Annotated in this window: 14 protein-coding genes; 7 read left to right on the forward strand and 7 right to left on the reverse strand. The window is 55.1% G+C overall.

What is annotated here, in order from left to right; all coding sequences use genetic code 11:
* Positions 1 to 16: 16 nt before the first annotated feature.
* From APU02_RS03885 to fruB, 5 genes are all read right to left on the reverse strand, one after another.
* Positions 17 to 952 (reverse strand): pseudouridine-5'-phosphate glycosidase, encoded by a 936-nt coding sequence (locus tag APU02_RS03885; RefSeq protein WP_060569322.1) that lies wholly within the window; start codon positions 950 to 952, stop codon positions 17 to 19.
* On the reverse strand, positions 940 to 1,881 hold the full coding sequence (locus APU02_RS03890; RefSeq protein WP_060569323.1) for a pseudouridine kinase: 942 nt from the start codon (positions 1,879 to 1,881) through the stop codon (positions 940 to 942). The genes APU02_RS03885 and APU02_RS03890 overlap by 13 nt, the downstream gene beginning before the upstream one ends.
* A gap of 282 nt (positions 1,882 to 2,163) precedes the next feature.
* The gene (gene fruA, locus APU02_RS03895; RefSeq protein WP_060569324.1) at positions 2,164 to 3,855 is read right to left on the reverse strand and encodes a PTS fructose transporter subunit IIBC; all 1,692 of its coding nucleotides are present in this window, start codon (positions 3,853 to 3,855) and stop codon (positions 2,164 to 2,166) included.
* Between the two features lie 16 nt (positions 3,856 to 3,871).
* Positions 3,872 to 4,810 (reverse strand): 1-phosphofructokinase, encoded by a 939-nt coding sequence (fruK, locus tag APU02_RS03900; protein WP_042284532.1) that lies wholly within the window; start codon positions 4,808 to 4,810, stop codon positions 3,872 to 3,874.
* The gene (gene fruB / locus APU02_RS03905) at positions 4,810 to 5,940 is read right to left on the reverse strand and encodes a fused PTS fructose transporter subunit IIA/HPr protein (protein ID WP_060569325.1); all 1,131 of its coding nucleotides are present in this window, start codon (positions 5,938 to 5,940) and stop codon (positions 4,810 to 4,812) included. The genes fruK and fruB overlap by 1 nt, the downstream gene beginning before the upstream one ends.
* A gap of 367 nt (positions 5,941 to 6,307) precedes the next feature.
* Here fruB and setB point away from each other — a divergent pair, with 367 nt between their 5' ends.
* Positions 6,308 to 7,489 carry a sugar efflux transporter SetB gene (gene setB / locus APU02_RS03910; protein WP_060569326.1) on the forward strand — a complete coding sequence of 394 codons (1,182 nt, stop codon included), beginning with the start codon at positions 6,308 to 6,310 and terminating at the stop codon, positions 7,487 to 7,489.
* Here setB and APU02_RS03915 read toward each other — a convergent pair.
* Entirely contained in the window at positions 7,486 to 7,740 is a 255-nt protein-coding gene (locus APU02_RS03915) for a YkgJ family cysteine cluster protein (protein ID WP_060569327.1), read from the reverse strand. The two genes, setB and APU02_RS03915, sit on opposite strands and share 4 nt — an antisense overlap.
* Before the next feature lie 139 nt (positions 7,741 to 7,879).
* On the opposite strand from APU02_RS03915, the gene yeiP reads away from it, so the two are divergent.
* The gene (yeiP, locus tag APU02_RS03920) at positions 7,880 to 8,452 is read left to right on the forward strand and encodes an elongation factor P-like protein YeiP (RefSeq protein ID WP_060569328.1); all 573 of its coding nucleotides are present in this window, start codon (positions 7,880 to 7,882) and stop codon (positions 8,450 to 8,452) included.
* A gap of 111 nt (positions 8,453 to 8,563) precedes the next feature.
* Here the strand turns inward: yeiP and uxuA are convergent, their stop codons facing one another.
* Positions 8,564 to 9,754 (reverse strand): mannonate dehydratase, encoded by a 1,191-nt coding sequence (uxuA, locus tag APU02_RS03925; RefSeq protein ID WP_042284545.1) that lies wholly within the window; start codon positions 9,752 to 9,754, stop codon positions 8,564 to 8,566.
* Between the two features lie 203 nt (positions 9,755 to 9,957).
* Between uxuA and APU02_RS03930 the strand changes: the two genes are divergently transcribed.
* The 5 genes from APU02_RS03930 to APU02_RS03950 all read left to right on the forward strand — a co-directional run bounded on the left by APU02_RS03930 (position 9,958) and on the right by APU02_RS03950 (position 16,017).
* Positions 9,958 to 11,424, forward strand: coding sequence for a fructuronate reductase (locus APU02_RS03930; RefSeq protein WP_060569329.1), 1,467 nt, complete (start codon positions 9,958 to 9,960; stop codon positions 11,422 to 11,424).
* A gap of 116 nt (positions 11,425 to 11,540) precedes the next feature.
* Positions 11,541 to 12,527 carry a GTP-binding protein gene (locus tag APU02_RS03935; protein WP_060569351.1) on the forward strand — a complete coding sequence of 329 codons (987 nt, stop codon included), beginning with the start codon at positions 11,541 to 11,543 and terminating at the stop codon, positions 12,525 to 12,527.
* 38 nt (positions 12,528 to 12,565) lie between these two features.
* Positions 12,566 to 13,279 carry a phosphatase PAP2 family protein gene (locus APU02_RS03940; RefSeq protein WP_060569330.1) on the forward strand — a complete coding sequence of 238 codons (714 nt, stop codon included), beginning with the start codon at positions 12,566 to 12,568 and terminating at the stop codon, positions 13,277 to 13,279.
* A gap of 414 nt (positions 13,280 to 13,693) precedes the next feature.
* Entirely contained in the window at positions 13,694 to 14,263 is a 570-nt protein-coding gene (gene mepS, locus APU02_RS03945) for a bifunctional murein DD-endopeptidase/murein LD-carboxypeptidase (RefSeq protein ID WP_042284555.1), read from the forward strand.
* Between the two features lie 197 nt (positions 14,264 to 14,460).
* A complete protein-coding gene (locus APU02_RS03950; protein WP_042284559.1) occupies positions 14,461 to 16,017 on the forward strand; it encodes a cyclic di-GMP phosphodiesterase in 1,557 nt (518 codons plus the stop codon).
* Positions 16,018 to 16,028 lie beyond the last annotated feature (11 nt).

Genomic DNA, 16,028 nt, shown 5'->3' on the forward strand with positions numbered 1-16,028 from the left:
TCCTGCCCGTGTGTGATCAGGCGAGACGCTGATACTCTTTAGCAATCTCACAGGCCAGAACGGCGTTATTGAACACCAGCTGAATATTCGACTTCAGGCTGTCGCCTCCGGTCAGCTCCGCCACGCGCGCCAGCAGGAACGGCGTGCTTTCTTTGCCCACTACGCCCTGCTCTTCGGCTTCCCGGACCGCCTGGTCAATGGCGGCATTGATTTTTTCTTCCGCCATCGCATACGCGTGCGGAATCGGGTTAGCGACCACCAGACCGCCGTTCAGACCGGCTTGCCACTTCACCGCCATCGCGCGGGCTATCTCTTTCGCGCTGTCGAGGCGAATGCTGACCTCAAACGGACTGGTGCGGCAGAAAAACGCCGGTAGCGCGGTAGTCTGATAACCAATTAACGGTACGCCGAAGGTTTCTAAATATTCAGTGGTCAAGCCGAGGTCGAGAATAGATTTTGCGCCCGCGCACACGACTGTCACATTGGTATGCGCCAGCTCCTGCAAATCGGCGGAAATATCAAACGTATGCTCAGCTCCGCGATGAACGCCGCCAATTCCACCAGTGGCAAAAACATGAATACCGGCCAGTGCGGCAATAATCATGGTAGAGGCGACGGTCGTAGCGCCATGTTTTCCGGCGGCGACCACAAAAGGTAAATCGCGACGGCTGACTTTTGTGACGTTTTGTCCTTCGCGACCTAATAATTCGATTTCGTCTTTGCTCAGCCCTACTTTCATTACGCCGCCAATAATGGCGATCGTTGCCGGCACGGCGCCGTGTTTACGAATCGTTTCTTCAACCTCAATTGCGGTTTGCGCATTTTGTGGAAAAGGCATACCGTGAGAAATAATTGTCGACTCCAGTGCAACAACAGGTTTTTTGTTATTTAAGGCTTCCTGCACTTCTGGTGAAATTTGTAATAATTCAGAGGAAATCGTTAATTCAGACATTCGGTGTTCTCCACAAGAGTTCTGACGTTCGCAACGGATAATTCAGGGTTATTGGTATATTCACTGGCCAGCGCCATAGCGGAACAACCCTGGGCAAATCGAATGGAATCCATTAATGGCATGTCTTCCATCCAGCAGGCGGCAAGTCCGGCCATCATGGCGTCACCCGCCCCGGTGACGTTGATCACCTGCGTTTTAATCGGTGGCGACCAACCGCTGTCGCCCTGTTTTTCGCTGTAATACACCCCGTCGCCACCCATGCTCAGCACCAGACGATGTAGCCCACGCGCGTGGAACCAGGCGGCCACGTTTTCCACATCATCACGTCCGGCAAGCGCAATACCGCTCAGGGTTTCGGCTTCCAGACGATTGGGTTTAAGGGTATGAATACGGGACAGGCGGTCGCGAATTTTGACGCATTTCCACGCCGAGACCGGGTCGACAAACACCGGCACCCCACCGGCGTTATCCAACAGCCACGCCAGCGCGTCTTCACTGATATTGCAGTCGGCGACAATCACCTTCGCTCCGTGGATAAAATCACGATGCTGCGCAAGAAACGCTGCGGAAATATGGTCGGTAATACTCATGTCATTTATCGCCACCAGCATTTCACCGGTATTATCAAGCAGCGATAAATAACTCGACGTATTTTCTCCGGGAACGATCAAACATTTGTCAACATGCACACCCGACTGGTTTGTTTGCGCCAGCAGCGAGCGACCGTAAAAATCTTCGCCAACCGCGGTCATTAACCAGGAGTGCTTACCCAATAAAGCAAGGTTATGCGCGATATTGCGCCCTACGCCGCCGGGCGTGAATTTTATTTTCCCTGGATTCGAATCCGCATAATTTAATGACGCATGCGAATATCCGGCGACATCCATATTGGCGGAACCAATGGTGATTATGTATTCCTTTTCGCGCATAGCACGCCCTCTGGTAAGAAAATACCATTACGATAGCGAGAATAAGACCTGACTTCGCCTTAGCAAAAACTATTTGAGCACATGTTCATATTCAAACACATGTTTATGGTAAACCTCTTTTGTCGAAAGTAAACGGGCTGACAAGCGCCAAAAGTGACAGATATGAACAGAATCACAATTTTTTATCGTGACAGTTTATTAGGGAGGAAAAACTTGAGAGGAAGAACACAAAACAGAGATAAAAAAAGGGCAGAGATCTCTCTGCCCTTGAGGTAATTCGATTTATGCCGCTTTCGCGGCGATCTCGGCTTCCGGACGTTTCAGGAACGCATAGGCCAGCCCCGCCACCAGCGTACCGGCGACAATCGCCAGCAGGTATCCCAACACCGGACTAATAGCGCCAGGGATCAGCAGCACAAACAGGCCGCCGTGAGGCGCCATCAGCTTCGCGCCGACGGCCATGGAGATCGCGCCGGTCAGCGCACCGCCAACGATACAGCACGGCAGAACGCGCATGGGATCACGCGCGGCGAACGGAATCGCCCCTTCGGTGATAAAGCACAGGCCGAGCACCAGCGCCGCTTTGCCGCCTTCCTGCTGCGCTTTATCAAACTTACGACGCGCAACCAGCGTAGCCAGCCCCAGCGCCAGCGGTGGCACCATGCCTGCCGCCATTATCGCCGCCATTGGCGCGTAGGTTTGCGTACTGAGCAGACCCACGCCGAACGCGTATGCCGCTTTGTTGACCGGCCCCCCCATATCGGTACACATCATCCCGCCGAGGATCGCGCCCAACAGTACTGCGTTTGCGGTGCCCATGGTTTGCAGCCAGTGGGTCAGACCTTCCAGTATACCGGCTACGGGTTTGCCGATGAGGTAAATCATCGCCAGGCCCACCACCAGGCTGGAGATCAACGGAATAATCAGGATCGGCTTCAGCGCTTCCATACTCTGCGGCAGTTTCAGCCGGGTGCTGATCCCCTTCGCCACATACCCGGCAAGGAAACCGGCGATAATCCCGCCGATAAAGCCAGAACCGGTGCTGACAGCCAGCATACCGCCGATAAGGCCCGGCGTCAGACCCGGACGGTCAGCAATCGAGAAGGCAATATAGCCCGCCAGAACCGGCACCATCAGCGCGAACGCCGAGCCGCCGCCAATCTGCATCAGCGCCGCCGCCAGCGTGCCTTCTACTTTGAACGCTTCTATACCAAAGGCAAAGGAGAGCGCGATACACAGCCCGCCAGCCACCACCATCGGCAACATATAGGAAACGCCCGTCAGCAGATGACGGTAAGCGCCAGCACTCTCTTTCTTCCCTTCCGCCGCCGCAGACTGCGTTTTGGCCGTTGGTTGATACGGCGTCGCTTCCGCTACCGCTTTGTCCAGCTCCTGCGCCGTTTTCTTCAGGGCCAGCCCGGTAGAAGTACGGTACATCGGCTTACCGGCAAACTTCGCCAGATCCACTTCGATATCTGCCGCAACAATCACCAGATCCGCTTCAGCCACTTCTTCCGGCGTGATGGCATTGCCTGCGCCAACCGAACCGCGGGTTTCGACCTTCACCCACCAGCCGCGTTTTTTCGCTTCGGTTTCAATCGCTTCTGCCGCCATAAAAGTATGGGCGACGCCCGTCGGACAGGCGGTGACCGCCACCACGCGCTTCGGCCCGCTGGTTGCAGGCGCCACCGTCGTTGCGGTTGGCGCGCTATAGGGTTTTGCGTGACCTTTCGCTTCGCTCAGGAACAGTTCAGGATGCGCCACCGCCCGGGCAATGTCGCCCAGCCAGACTTTTTTGCCGTTCAGCGCGCTGTCTTCCGGGATACGGTCGCCCAGGACGATAGCCAGCTCAGCATCGTTCGGGTTGTCGATAATCTCCAGATGTGCTTTTTGTGCCGCCGCGCCAAGCAAGGTTTTCGCCATATACGCGCGAGCCTGCCCGAGGTTAGCGTCAATAATCAGCAGCGTTTTCATTATGCCTCTCCTGCTGTCAGTTAAACGGTTGTAAGTCGACGCGCGCCATCATTGCGGCCAACTGAGGACGATCGGTAATGCCGACATTGCTTTGGCTAACCGCCAGCGCGGCGACAGCGGTCGCCAGGCGCAGCGTATGCTCGCTGGATTCGCGCATCAGCAGTCCATAAATCAGGCCGCCAACCATCGAATCGCCTGCGCCCACGGTGCTCACAACGTCCACCGAAGGCGGTCTGGCGATCCATTCGCCCGACGCGTTCACCCACAGGGCGCCTTCTTCCCCGAGGGAGATCACCACGTGTGCGATGCCCTGCTCACGCAGGGCGTGGGCGGCTTCGATCACATCTTTCATCTCTGGCAGCTTGCGGCCTGCCCAGATCTCCAGTTCGCGACGGTTCGGTTTAACCAGCCACGGCGCCGCTTTCAGGCCCGCGACCAGCGCTTCACGACTACTATCAAAGATAATGCACGGACACTGGCTGCGCAGGCGGGTCATCCAGTCGGTAAAGGCTTCCGGGCTAACGCCGGCCGGCAGGCTTCCGCTGACGCAAACCATATCGAACTGACCGAGCCAGCTCAGGGAATCGTTAACAAAACGCTCCCAGTCGGCAGGGGTCACGTCGAAACCAGAGAAGTTAAAGTCGGTGACTTCGCCATCTTTTTCCGTCAGCTTGACGTTGATACGGGTACGCCCCTGCACCACCTGAAAACGGTTAGCAATGCCCAGTTCGCTGAACAACTGCTGAAAACCGTCCTGGTTGTCTTTGCCGAGGAAACCGCCTACGGTGACGTCAATGCCCAGGTCTTTCAGCACCTTGGCGACGTTGATGCCCTTGCCCGCCGCGTGCAGGCCGGTCGTTTTCACCAGATTGACTTCGCCGCGCTCAATTTCTGGGCAGAAGCCCACCAGATCATAAGCCGGGTTAAGAGTGATAGTGGCAACGCGTCTGCTCATTACGCGCCCTCCCCAAGACCGGCAGCGATAGCATCGCCTATCGCCTTCAGCGCCTGTTCAGCATCTGTCCCCTGCGCGGTAAAGCGCAGACGGTGTCCTTTTTTCACGCCCAGCGCTACCACTTTCATTAAACTGCGTCCATTAGCCGGTTTGCCGGTTCCATCAAGATTTGCCACGGTAATTTCACTGCTAAATTGTTTAATCGTATTGACCAGCATGGTCCCCGGACGGGCATGCAGCCCGTGTTCGTTGCGCACGACAAACTCTGCGCTCAGCAGATCCTCAGTCAATGCCTCATCGCTGGTCAGCAAGGCCAGCACTGTCGCCGCATCCGCGTTCAGCAGTCGGTCAGCTTTATTGTCGAGCAGCAGATCGCCCAGACGCTTCAGCACGGACACCGGCTGATCGTCAGCCATCGCAACGGTGACCAGCAGCGACGCTTTTTCGCCGCCAACGTCGAAGGCCTTCGCCGCACGGCTGACAGCAACGGCGCTACGCAGGTTGCCTTCCGCGCTGTCGCTCAGCCAGACGCCTTGTCCCAGGTTCATCGGCAGTTCGTTGATGGTTTTGGCGACAAACGCCGCGTCCACGGCGCCCGCTTCTTTCAGCCGCGCTGCGTTCAGCGCCTGGAGCGTAACCAGAGATTGGGCCGCCACATCGAGCGACAGCGTGTCGTTGTCCAGCTTCAGTTGTTCGCTCTGTTTTTCCCCCATCAGCAGCGCGCGCAGTTCCTCTGCGGTGGTGGCGGATTTCAGCTGTTCAGCAACGGAATCATCACTAAGGACATGCGTCAGCTGACGCAGCAGTCCGAGGTGTTCGTCGGAGCTGGCGGCGATACCAATTGCCACATAGGCAACCTGACCTTCCCCCCAGGTGACGCCCTGCGGAAACTGAAAAACCTGTACGCCGGTTTTCAGCACCTGGTCACGCGTGTCGGTCGTGCCATGAGGAATAGCGATCCCGTTGCCGAGAAAGGTAGACGTCTGTTGCTCGCGCGCGAGCATGCCGTCAACATAGCCTTCCGCCACGTTGCCCGCCTGTACTAACGCGGCGGCAACCTGGCGGATGGCCTCTTGTTTATCTCCGGCCTGTTCGCCCGGATGAATGTCCTGAACGGATAACTGGAACATGGTTCTCCTCTCCTGCTGAATTGAAACGATTCAGCTTACATGAGAAAAAAGGCGCTAACGGGCTTCGTTGAGTGAAACACGACAGCGCTGAAACGTTTCAAGAAGTCTTGCGCTTTCTGCTTCAGCACGCAAGAAAAGTTGTATTTTTGATCGCAAAATTTAGATGTAATGCACATTTTTCCGCCATCGCTTTTGACTTGCTGAAGCAAATCGGGTCGCGTTTCGTTTAAGGTTCAGCAGCTTCAGCACTCGCTTTGCATAATGAAATGCCATTTTGATTTTTCGTGTCGAATTTGATTCAGGCACCTGTTTATTTTCTGACAAGCGGCGTAAACTCCGCGTCTCGTCACCTCACTGATACTGAAACATGCATAACAGTCCCGCTGCCGCCGCGCCAAAAACGTTTGACCTGACGTCTACGGCCTTCCTTATTGTCGCCTTTCTTACCGGCATTGCCGGCGCGCTTCAGACCCCGACGCTGAGCCTTTTTCTCACCGATGAAGTGCATGCGCGACCGGGTATGGTCGGCTTCTTTTTTACCGGCAGCGCCGTGATCGGCATACTGGTAAGCCAGTTTCTGGCGGGACGTTCAGATAAAAAGGGCGATCGTAAAACGCTGATTGTTTTTTGCTGCGCGCTGGGGATGCTGGCCTGCGTGTTATTCGCCTGGAACCGCAACTACTTTGTTCTGCTGTTTATCGGGGTGTTCCTGAGCAGCTTTGGCTCGACAGCCAACCCGCAGATGTTTGCGCTGGCCCGCGAGCACGCCGACCGTACCGGGCGGGAAGCCGTAATGTTCAGCTCGATCCTACGCGCCCAGGTATCGCTGGCCTGGGTGATTGGTCCGCCGCTGGCCTATGCGCTGGCGATGGGCTTCAGCTTTACGGTAATGTACCTGAGCGCCGCAGTGGCGTTTGTGGTCTGCGGCGCGATGGTGTGGTTCTTCTTGCCCTCTATGCGTAAAGAGACCACGCTGGCGACCGGCGCGCTGGAAGCGCCGCGCCGCAACCGTCGCGATACCCTGCTGCTTTTCGCGATCTGTACGTTGATGTGGGGAACTAACAGCCTGTATATCATTAATATGCCGCTGTTTATTATCAACGAGTTACATCTTCCGGAGAAGCTGGCTGGCGTGATGATGGGAACCGCTGCCGGGCTGGAAATCCCAACGATGCTGATTGCGGGCCACTTCGCGAAACGTCTGGGTAAACGGCTGCTGATGTGCATCGCCGTCGCGGCGGGCCTCTGCTTTTATGCGGGAATGTTGGTCGCCCACTCCCCGGCGGTGTTGTTGGGTCTGCAATTGCTGAACGCTATCTATATCGGCATTCTTGGCGGTATCGGCATGCTCTATTTTCAGGATCTGATGCCGGGCCAGGCGGGTTCCGCCACCACCTTATATACCAACACCATTCGCGTGGGCTGGATCATCGCCGGTTCGCTGGCGGGCATTGCCGCGGAGATCTGGAATTACCACGCGGTGTTCTGGTTTGCGCTGGTGATGATTATCGCCACCATGGCCTGTCTGGCACGAATCAAAGACGTTTAAGGCGCGGTCATCGCTTCCAGTTCGATGAGGTACGTCATCGCCTGTTCGCGGCTGCGTCCGCACATTTCGGCGTCCGGTTGCAGTCCGGCACAAACTTTAGGACGCTGCGGCGAATCAAAAATTTTGCAGCGCAGGCGCGCGTCCAACTGGACGCACGGCGTATTGGCGGGCTTGCCGTTGGGCATGCCGGGGATGGGGCTGGAAATCGAGGGGGCGGTGCAACACGCCCCGCAATCCGGACGGCATTCCATAACGGGCTCTCTTTTTTTGACGTCCGGACAGTACCACCTTTTGTACACCAGTAAAAGTGCGAATTCCGCTTGCCTGAAAGCCCCGGCGCGAGTAGTTTGACGCGATAATTTAGCTAATCTCCACAACAGGATCTTTTCGATGCCAAGAGCGAACGAAATCAAAAAAGGTATGGTACTGAACTACAACGGCAAGTTGCTGATTGTGAAAGATATCGATATTCAGTCTCCTACCGCCCGCGGCGCGGCGACGCTGTATAAAATGCGTTTCTCCGACGTCCGTACCGGTCTGAAAGTTGAAGAGCGCTTTAAGGGCGATGATATCGTTGATACCGTGACCCTGAACCGCCGTGGCGTCGATTTCTCTTATATCGACGGCAATGAATATGTCTTCATGGATAAAGAAGACTATTCGCCTTATACCTTTACCCAGGATCAAATCGAAGAGGAATTGCAGTTTATTCCTGAAGGCGGCATGCCGGACATGCAAGTACTGCTCTGGGATGGACAACTGTTGGCGCTTGAATTGCCGCAGACAGTGGATCTGGAAATCGTGGAAACCGCGCCAGGAATTAAAGGCGCCTCTGCCAGCGCACGTAACAAACCTGCGACCCTGAGTACCGGTCTGGTGATTCTGGTACCGGAATACCTGAGCGCCGGAGAGAAAATCCGCATTCATATCGAAGAACGTCGCTATATGGGACGCGCGGATTAACAGAAGAGGTAGCCGGATGGCGGTGTAAACCTTTTATCCGGCCAGTGCTCTCTTCGCTGTAGGCCTGATGAGCGCAGCGCCATCAGGCCTCTTTACGTCAATAACGCGTCATTACAGCAGATCGCGGAACTGAGTCTGTTTCAACGCCAGTTCAACGCCGCGCACTTCCGCCAGCCCTTTCAGACGGCCAATCGCCGAGTACCCTGGATTGGTTTTCTTATGCAGATCGTCCAGCATCTGATGCCCGTGATCGGGACGCATCGGAATGGGGCGGAGATCTCCCGCCTGTTTACGACGCTGCTCTTCACGCAAAATAGCCGTCACCACGGCAACCATGTCGACATCGCCCTGCAGGTGCGCGCCTTCGTGGAAGGTTTTCGGATTGTCTTCACGGCAGGTGGAGCGCAGATGCGTAAAGTGAATACGATCGCCAAAGGTTTCGATCATTTTCACCAGATCGTTGTCCGCGCGCACGCCGTAAGATCCTGTGCACATGGTGAAGCCGTTGTGAATGCTGTCCACCGTCTCCTTCAGCCATTGCATGTCCTCAATGGTCGAGACGATGCGCGGCAAACCGAGGATCGGGCGCGGCGGATCGTCCGGATGAACGGCAAGACGGACGCCCACTTCTTCAGCCACCGGCACAATCGCGCGCAGAAATACGGCCATATTCTCACGCAAATCGTCTTTGCTGATGCCGTCATACTCCGCCAGGCGCGCGCGGAACTGATCGAGAGTATAACCCTCCTCCGCGCCCGGCAGGCCGGCGATAATATTACGGGTCAGCTTTTCGATATCCGCCGCGCTCATGGCGTTGAAATACGCCTGCGCCTGACGCTGTTCTTCATCGGTATAATCCGCTTCAGCACCTGCACGCTTCAGAATGTGCAGCTCAAAAGCGGCAAAGGCGATCTGATCAAAACGCAGCGCTTTTGAACCGTCCGGCAGCGTGTATTCCAGATCGGTACGCGTCCAGTCGAGGATCGGCATAAAGTTGTAGCAGACGGTATCGATACCGCAGGTAGCCAGATTGCGGATGCTCTGCTGGTAGTTAGCAATCCAGGTCTGATACTGACCGGAACGGGTTTTGATATCTTCATGCACCGGAATGCTTTCGACCACGGACCAGGTAAGCCCTTTCTCCGCCAGAACCGCCTGACGCTTTTTGATCTCTTCGACCGGCCACACTTCACCGTTTGGAATGTGGTGCAATGCCGTCACAACGCCCGTTGCGCCCGCCTGACGCACATCATCAAGCGATACCGGATCGTTTGGTCCGTACCAACGCCAGGTTTGTTCCATTGTTCACCTCACAAGTTGTTATACCAAAATAGGGTCATTGAATGACGACTACCATACAGGCTTCTCATCTCCGATCAATCAGGGCCGCATCATTGATTGATCCAGCTCACATTCCCTGGAATAATTCGGCTTACCAATTTAATTTGTTGTCATATAACTTTACACTGAGCCTGTTAATTTATCGTTAATCAGGTGTATAAAAAATGACTACTATTGCCTCAGCCGTCCTGCCCGATAGCGGCCGGACGCCGCAGTATGACCGCAGCCGACTCGCCTCGCGTATCGTCCATTTCGGTTTCGGCGCGTTTCATCGCGCCCATCAGGCGCTACTTACCGACCGGGTACTGAATGCGCAAGGCGGCGACTGGGGCATTTGTGAGATCAGCTTGTTCAGCGGCGACAGGCTGATGAGTCAGCTCCGCGCTCAGGATCATTTATATACCGTGCTGGAGAAAGGCGCGAACGGCAACCAGGCGATCGTTATCGGCGCTGTCCATGAATGTCTGAACGCAAAGCTCGACTCGCTGACCGCGATTATTGAAAAATTTTGCGAGCCGCAGGTGGCGATTGTCTCGCTGACTATCACTGAGAAAGGCTACTGCGTTGACCCCGCTACCGGCACGCTCGATCTGACCCATCCCCGTATCCGGCACGACATTGACTCACCGGGTGAGCCGCATTCCGCGCCGGGCATTCTGGTCGAAGCGTTGTCCCGCCGTCGTGAGCGGGGGCTACTCCCTTTTACCATACTGTCCTGCGATAACATTCCTGACAACGGTCATGTGGTAAAAAACGCGGTGCTGGGAATGGCCGAAAAGCGCGATCCGGCGCTGGCAATGTGGATCCGCGAGCATGTCAGCTTTCCCGGGACGATGGTTGACCGGATTGTCCCCGCCGCCACAGACGAAACGCTGGATGAAATCTCCCGGGCGCTGGGCGTTGCCGACCCGTGCGGCATCAGCTGCGAGCCGTTTATCCAGTGGGTCATTGAAGATCGCTTCGTCGCCGGGCGCCCGGCATGGGAAACCGCGGGCGTTCAGTTGGTCACCGATGTCCGGCCCTGGGAAGAGATGAAGCTGCGAATGCTGAACGGCAGCCACTCATTCCTCGCGTATCTGGGTTACCTGTCCGGATTTCAGCATATCAGCGAATGTATGCAGGACGAGGCCTTCCGTGAAGCCGCGTATCAACTGATGATGCGCGAACAGGCGCCCACGCTGAGCATTACCGATGTCGATCTGCAGCGCTATGCCGGAAGCCTGATCGCCCGTTTCGCCAATCCGGCGCTGAAGCACAAAACCTGGCAAATCGCGATGGACGGCAGTCAAAAACTGCCGCAACGCATGCTGGCGGGGGTTCGAATTCACCTTGAACGCGGCAGCGCATGGCCGCTGCTGGCGCTGGGCATCGCGGGTTGGATGCGCTATGTGTGCGGCGTTGACGACGCGGGCGCGCCAATTGACGTTCGCGATCCGCTGAGCGACAAAATTCGTCTGCTCGTCGCCAACGTGGGTGAAAACGAGAAGGTGGCAAACCTGCTCACTTTACAGGAAGTTTTTGGTAGCGACCTGCCGAAAAACCCTGTTTTTGTGCAGGCTATTGAAACAGCCTGGCAGCATCTTGCCCGGCACGGCGCGCATCAGGCGGTCATCAGTACGTTAAAAATTTAACAATTTCTGCCATTAAGGCGAACGAATGCCGCGTTCGTTCGCCCCGCCCTTCTCTTTTCCGCTTTTTTTCGCCAGGATTAATGCAAATCGTTACGGCATATCGTTCTGGAGCAGGCGTGACCAAAACTAACCTCATCACTGGTTTTCTGGGAAGCGGAAAAACCACCTCCATCCTTCATCTGTTAGCACACAAAGATCCCGCAGAAAAATGGGCGGTGCTGGTTAATGAGTTCGGCGAGGTCGGTATCGACGGCGCGCTACTCGCGGACAGCGGCGCATTGCTGAAAGAAATTCCCGGCGGCTGCATGTGTTGCGTTAACGGCTTACCGATGCAGGTTGGCCTGAATACCCTGCTGCGTCAGGGAAAGCCGGATCGTCTGCTGATTGAACCAACGGGGCTGGGTCATCCAAAACAGATCCTCGACCTGCTTACCGCGCCGGTATACGAGCCGTGGATCGACTTACGCGCCACCTTATGTCTTCTCGACCCACGCCTGCTACTGGATGAAAAAACCGTTGCCAATGAGAATTTCCGCGACCAGTTGGCCGCAGCGGATATCGTGGTGGCGAATAAAAGCGATCGTGCAAGCGCAGAGAGCACGCGCGCGCTGAACGCCTGGTGGCGGCAAAATGGCGACAATCGCCAGCTCGTTCACGCCGATCACGGACAAATTGACGCTCAGTTGCTGGATTTACCCCGCCTTAACCTGAAAGCGCTCCCCGCCAGCGAAGCGCACTCGCACAGCCATCCGGAAAAAAGAGGGCTCGCGGCGCTGAGTCTGCCAGCCCAGCAGCGATGGCGACGCAGCCTCAACAGTGGACAGGGGCACCAGGCCTGCGGATGGATTTTCGATGCCGATACCGTTTTCGACACCATTGGCCTGCTGGAATGGGCGCGGCTGGCGCCGGTTGGACGGGTGAAAGGGGTGATGCGCATCCCGGAAGGGCTGGTGCGTATTAATCGCCAGGGTGACGATCTGCATATTGAAACGCAAAACGTTGCCCCGCCGGATAGCCGCATTGAGCTGATTTCCAGTCGTGATGCCGACTGGAATGCGCTGCAGTCCGCATTGTTGAAGCTTCGTTTAGCTGACCACGCGTAAGGTTGTCTGCCGCCAATAAACAGCGAAAAGATGTCACTATGAAAACCCGGTTGTCCCTGATACTTCTGCTGAACGCGGCAGGCCTGGCCTTATTCATGAGCTGGTATCTTCCTGCTCAGCACGGAATCTGGTCCACCGCCGATTCCAGCATTTTCCACTTCTTTAATCAGAGGCTGGTAGAAAGCCGCGCATTTCTGTGGCTGGTCGCGCTCACCAATAACCGCGCGTTTGACGGTTGTTCGCTGCTGGCGATGGGCTGTCTGATGCTCAGTTTTTGGCTCAAAGAGACCCCTGCGGGTCGCCGTCGCATCGTCATGACAGGTCTGGTGATGCTGCTTACCGCCGTGGTTCTCAATCAATTGGGCCAGGCGCTGCTGCCCGTCAAACGCGCCAGCCCAACGCTCAGCTTTGAACACATTTATCGCGTCAGCGAGCTGCTGCATATTCCGACGAAAGATGCATCGCGCGACAGTTTTCCTGGCGATCACGGCATGATGCTGCTTATTTTCGCCGCCTTTATGCTGCGCTATTTCGGCAAAACCGCTGGCACGATCGGCCTGCTTATTGCGCTGGTTTTTGCTTTTCCGCGCGTGATGATTGGCGCCCACTGGCTGACTGATATCGTCGTTGGATCATTGACCGTGGTGTTGATTGGGCTGCCCTGGTGCCTGATGACACCATTAAGCGATCGGCTGATTGGACTGTTCGACCATTATCTTCCCGGTCAAAACAAACAAGTTTTAAACAAATAAATTAAAGTGATTAACATCATCAGGGGGTTTGCTTATCCCTCTGCTGATGTGCAAGGTAAATTTATCTTTATTATTGTCATTTTCCTGTCACACTATTCCTGTTATGAATGAGTAAGTTGCGTATATTGCCCTCTTTTTGTACTTAATTTAACCAATCCCGTTTATTCACTTTCCCTATCACAATTTCTTATAAAAATTCAGATAAAATCGCTCGCAAAGCCTGTTGCATTACGGTAACCTCGGACTCGTTTTGCCTCGCCAGGGAATTATTCTTGCCGCGAATAAATTTGTGCGTTCTGCCACACTTTTGTGCTTAAAGAATTGTCTCATTGTGCGCTGGTAATTAGTCTCGTCACGTTTGGCATTTTTTATAACGATATTTATCGTTAAGGACTTCAAGGGAAAACACACAAAATGGTCAAATCTCAACCGTTCTTGAGATATATCTTGCGCGGGATCCCCGCGGTAGCAGTAGCGGTACTGCTTTCGGCATGTAGTACGCCATCTAACACCGCAAAGAATGTGCATTCTGAGACGCTTGGTGTGAGTCAGGAGACTTCTTCACTGCAAGCTTCTCAGGATGAATTTGAGAGTATGGTGCGTAACCTCGATGTAAAATCGCGGATTATGGATCAGTATGCCGACTGGAAAGGCGTGCGTTATCGTCTCGGCGGCACCTCCAAGAAAGGCATTGATTGTTCCAGTTTTGTACAGCGTACATTCCGGGAACAGTTTGGTTTAGAGCTTCCACGCTCCACCTACGAACAGCAGGAAACCGGTAAATCGGTGTCACGCAGCAATCTGCGTACCGGCGATCTGGTTCTGTTTCGCGCAGGATCAACAGGTCGTCATGTGGGGATCTACATTGGTAATAACCAGTTTGTCCATGCATCCACCAGCAGCGGCGTCATCATCTCCAGCATGAACGAGCCGTACTGGAAAAAGCGCTACAACGAAGCGCGTCGGGTTCTTACCCGCAGTTAATCGTGAGGTTGCTATCCCTTGGCTATCCTGACGAGACTCCGGAATACATTGCAGGCACCGCTTCGGCGGTGCTTTTTTTTGCCCTGTCCCCCGCCCGTATTGGGGAAAAATATGTCTCGCCGAAGCAATCCAGGCTATAGTCTTGTAATTACGTCATTTTCGCCATCAGCGGCAACCGTAAGGTCAAACCCGGTATCATGTTCACTCGCGTCTTAACGTCTGGTCGAAAAATTATCTTGACCTGTCTGGTTACCGGGGTCATCGTTGCCCTGTTTATCAGCAGCCTGCAATTTCTGATGGCGTGGCATAAACGAGAAGTTAAATACGACACCTTAATTTCCGACATTCAGCATTATCTTGACAGCTATTTTGCTGACCTGAAAACCACGTCTGATGTCCTTCAGCCGTTCACCCTGAACACCTGCGAGCAGGTGGGCTCAGAGCTGACCTCCCGCGCCGCGTTTAGTCTGAACGTACGTGCATTTCTTCTGGTGAAGGAAAAAAAAGCCTTTTGCTCCTCGGCGACCGGCGCGATGGATACGCTGCTGAACGAACTGGTGCCCGCAATTGATATCAGCAAAGACATTGATATGGCGCTCCTGCCGGGTACGCCCATGATGCCCAATAAACCGGCCATGGCGATCTGGTATCGTAATCCTTTGTTGGTTAACAGCGGCGTATTCACCTCACTGAATATCAATCTCACCCCTTACCTGCTCTATACCGCAAGGCAGGAGGAATTTGACGGTGTGGCGATTATCGTCGGCAACAACGCGCTTTCCACCTTTTCCGACCATTTGCTGACCCTTAACGAGCTGGGCGATAACCCGATACGTGAAGCCAAAATTGACGGTGTGCCGATGACGATTCGTCTGTACGCAACCAACTGGACCTGGCCGGAATTGTGGTATGCCCTGCTGCTTGGCGGCATGGGCGGCAGCATCGCCGGTTTGCTCTGTTATTACATTCTGTCTCTGCGCCTGCGCCCCGGCAGGGAGATCCTGATCGGCATTAAACGCGATCAGTTCTACGTGGTGTATCAACCGGTGGTCGATACGCAAACCCTGCGCGTGACCGGCCTCGAAGTACTGCTCCGCTGGAAGCATCCAACCGCCGGGGAGATCCCCCCCGATGCGTTTATCAATTACGCTGAAGCGCAGCAGATGATCGTGCCGCTGACGCAGCATCTGTTCAGGCTGATCGCACGCGACGCGCCTGCCTTACAAGCCGTTTTGCCCGTGGGGGCGAAATTTGGCATCAATATCGCGCCAGACCATCTGCACAGCAGCAGCTTTAAAGACGATGTGCGCCAGCTGGCTGCCGCGATGCCGCCAAATCATTTTCAGCTGGTGCTTGAAATTACCGAACGCGACATGCTCCAGCAGCACGAAGCCGCGCAATTGTTTGAATGGCTGCACAACGCAGGCTTTGAAATCGCAATCGACGACTTTGGTACCGGACACAGCGCGCTTATTTATCTGGAGCGTTACACCCTGGATTATCTGAAGATCGATCGCGGCTTTATTCACGCGATCGGTATGGAAACGGTCACTTCACCGGTGCTTGACGCCGTGCTCACCCTTGCGAAACGCCTTAATATGATGACTGTGGCCGAAGGCGTGGAAACGCCCGAGCAGGCGAAATGGCTGCGTGACAGAGGCGTTCGCTTCCTCCAGGGCTACTGGATCAGCCGACCGCTGCCGCTCGACGATTTTGTGCGCTGGGTGTCAGAGCCCCCTACGCTGAAGAGGTAATACGCAAACTC

The sequence above is a fragment of the Citrobacter sp. 50677481 genome, assembly GCF_001463265.1.
Classification (GTDB): domain Bacteria; phylum Pseudomonadota; class Gammaproteobacteria; order Enterobacterales; family Enterobacteriaceae; genus Citrobacter_A; species Citrobacter_A sedlakii.

Coding starts and splice junctions, on each gene's coding strand:
- APU02_RS03885 (WP_060569322.1), bottom strand. CDS start 952: ATGTCTGAATTAACGATTTCCTCTGAATTATTACAAATTTCACCAGAA.
- APU02_RS03890 (WP_060569323.1), bottom strand. CDS start 1,881: ATGCGCGAAAAGGAATACATAATCACCATTGGTTCCGCCAATATGGAT.
- fruA (WP_060569324.1), bottom strand. CDS start 3,855: ATGAAAACGCTGCTGATTATTGACGCTAACCTCGGGCAGGCTCGCGCG.
- fruK (WP_042284532.1), bottom strand. CDS start 4,810: ATGAGCAGACGCGTTGCCACTATCACTCTTAACCCGGCTTATGATCTG.
- fruB (WP_060569325.1), bottom strand. CDS start 5,940: ATGTTCCAGTTATCCGTTCAGGACATTCATCCGGGCGAACAGGCCGGA.
- setB (WP_060569326.1), top strand. CDS start 6,308: ATGCATAACAGTCCCGCTGCCGCCGCGCCAAAAACGTTTGACCTGACG.
- APU02_RS03915 (WP_060569327.1), bottom strand. CDS start 7,740: ATGGAATGCCGTCCGGATTGCGGGGCGTGTTGCACCGCCCCCTCGATT.
- yeiP (WP_060569328.1), top strand. CDS start 7,880: ATGCCAAGAGCGAACGAAATCAAAAAAGGTATGGTACTGAACTACAAC.
- uxuA (WP_042284545.1), bottom strand. CDS start 9,754: ATGGAACAAACCTGGCGTTGGTACGGACCAAACGATCCGGTATCGCTT.
- APU02_RS03930 (WP_060569329.1), top strand. CDS start 9,958: ATGACTACTATTGCCTCAGCCGTCCTGCCCGATAGCGGCCGGACGCCG.
- APU02_RS03940 (WP_060569330.1), top strand. CDS start 12,566: ATGAAAACCCGGTTGTCCCTGATACTTCTGCTGAACGCGGCAGGCCTG.
- mepS (WP_042284555.1), top strand. CDS start 13,694: ATGGTCAAATCTCAACCGTTCTTGAGATATATCTTGCGCGGGATCCCC.
- APU02_RS03950 (WP_042284559.1), top strand. CDS start 14,461: ATGTTCACTCGCGTCTTAACGTCTGGTCGAAAAATTATCTTGACCTGT.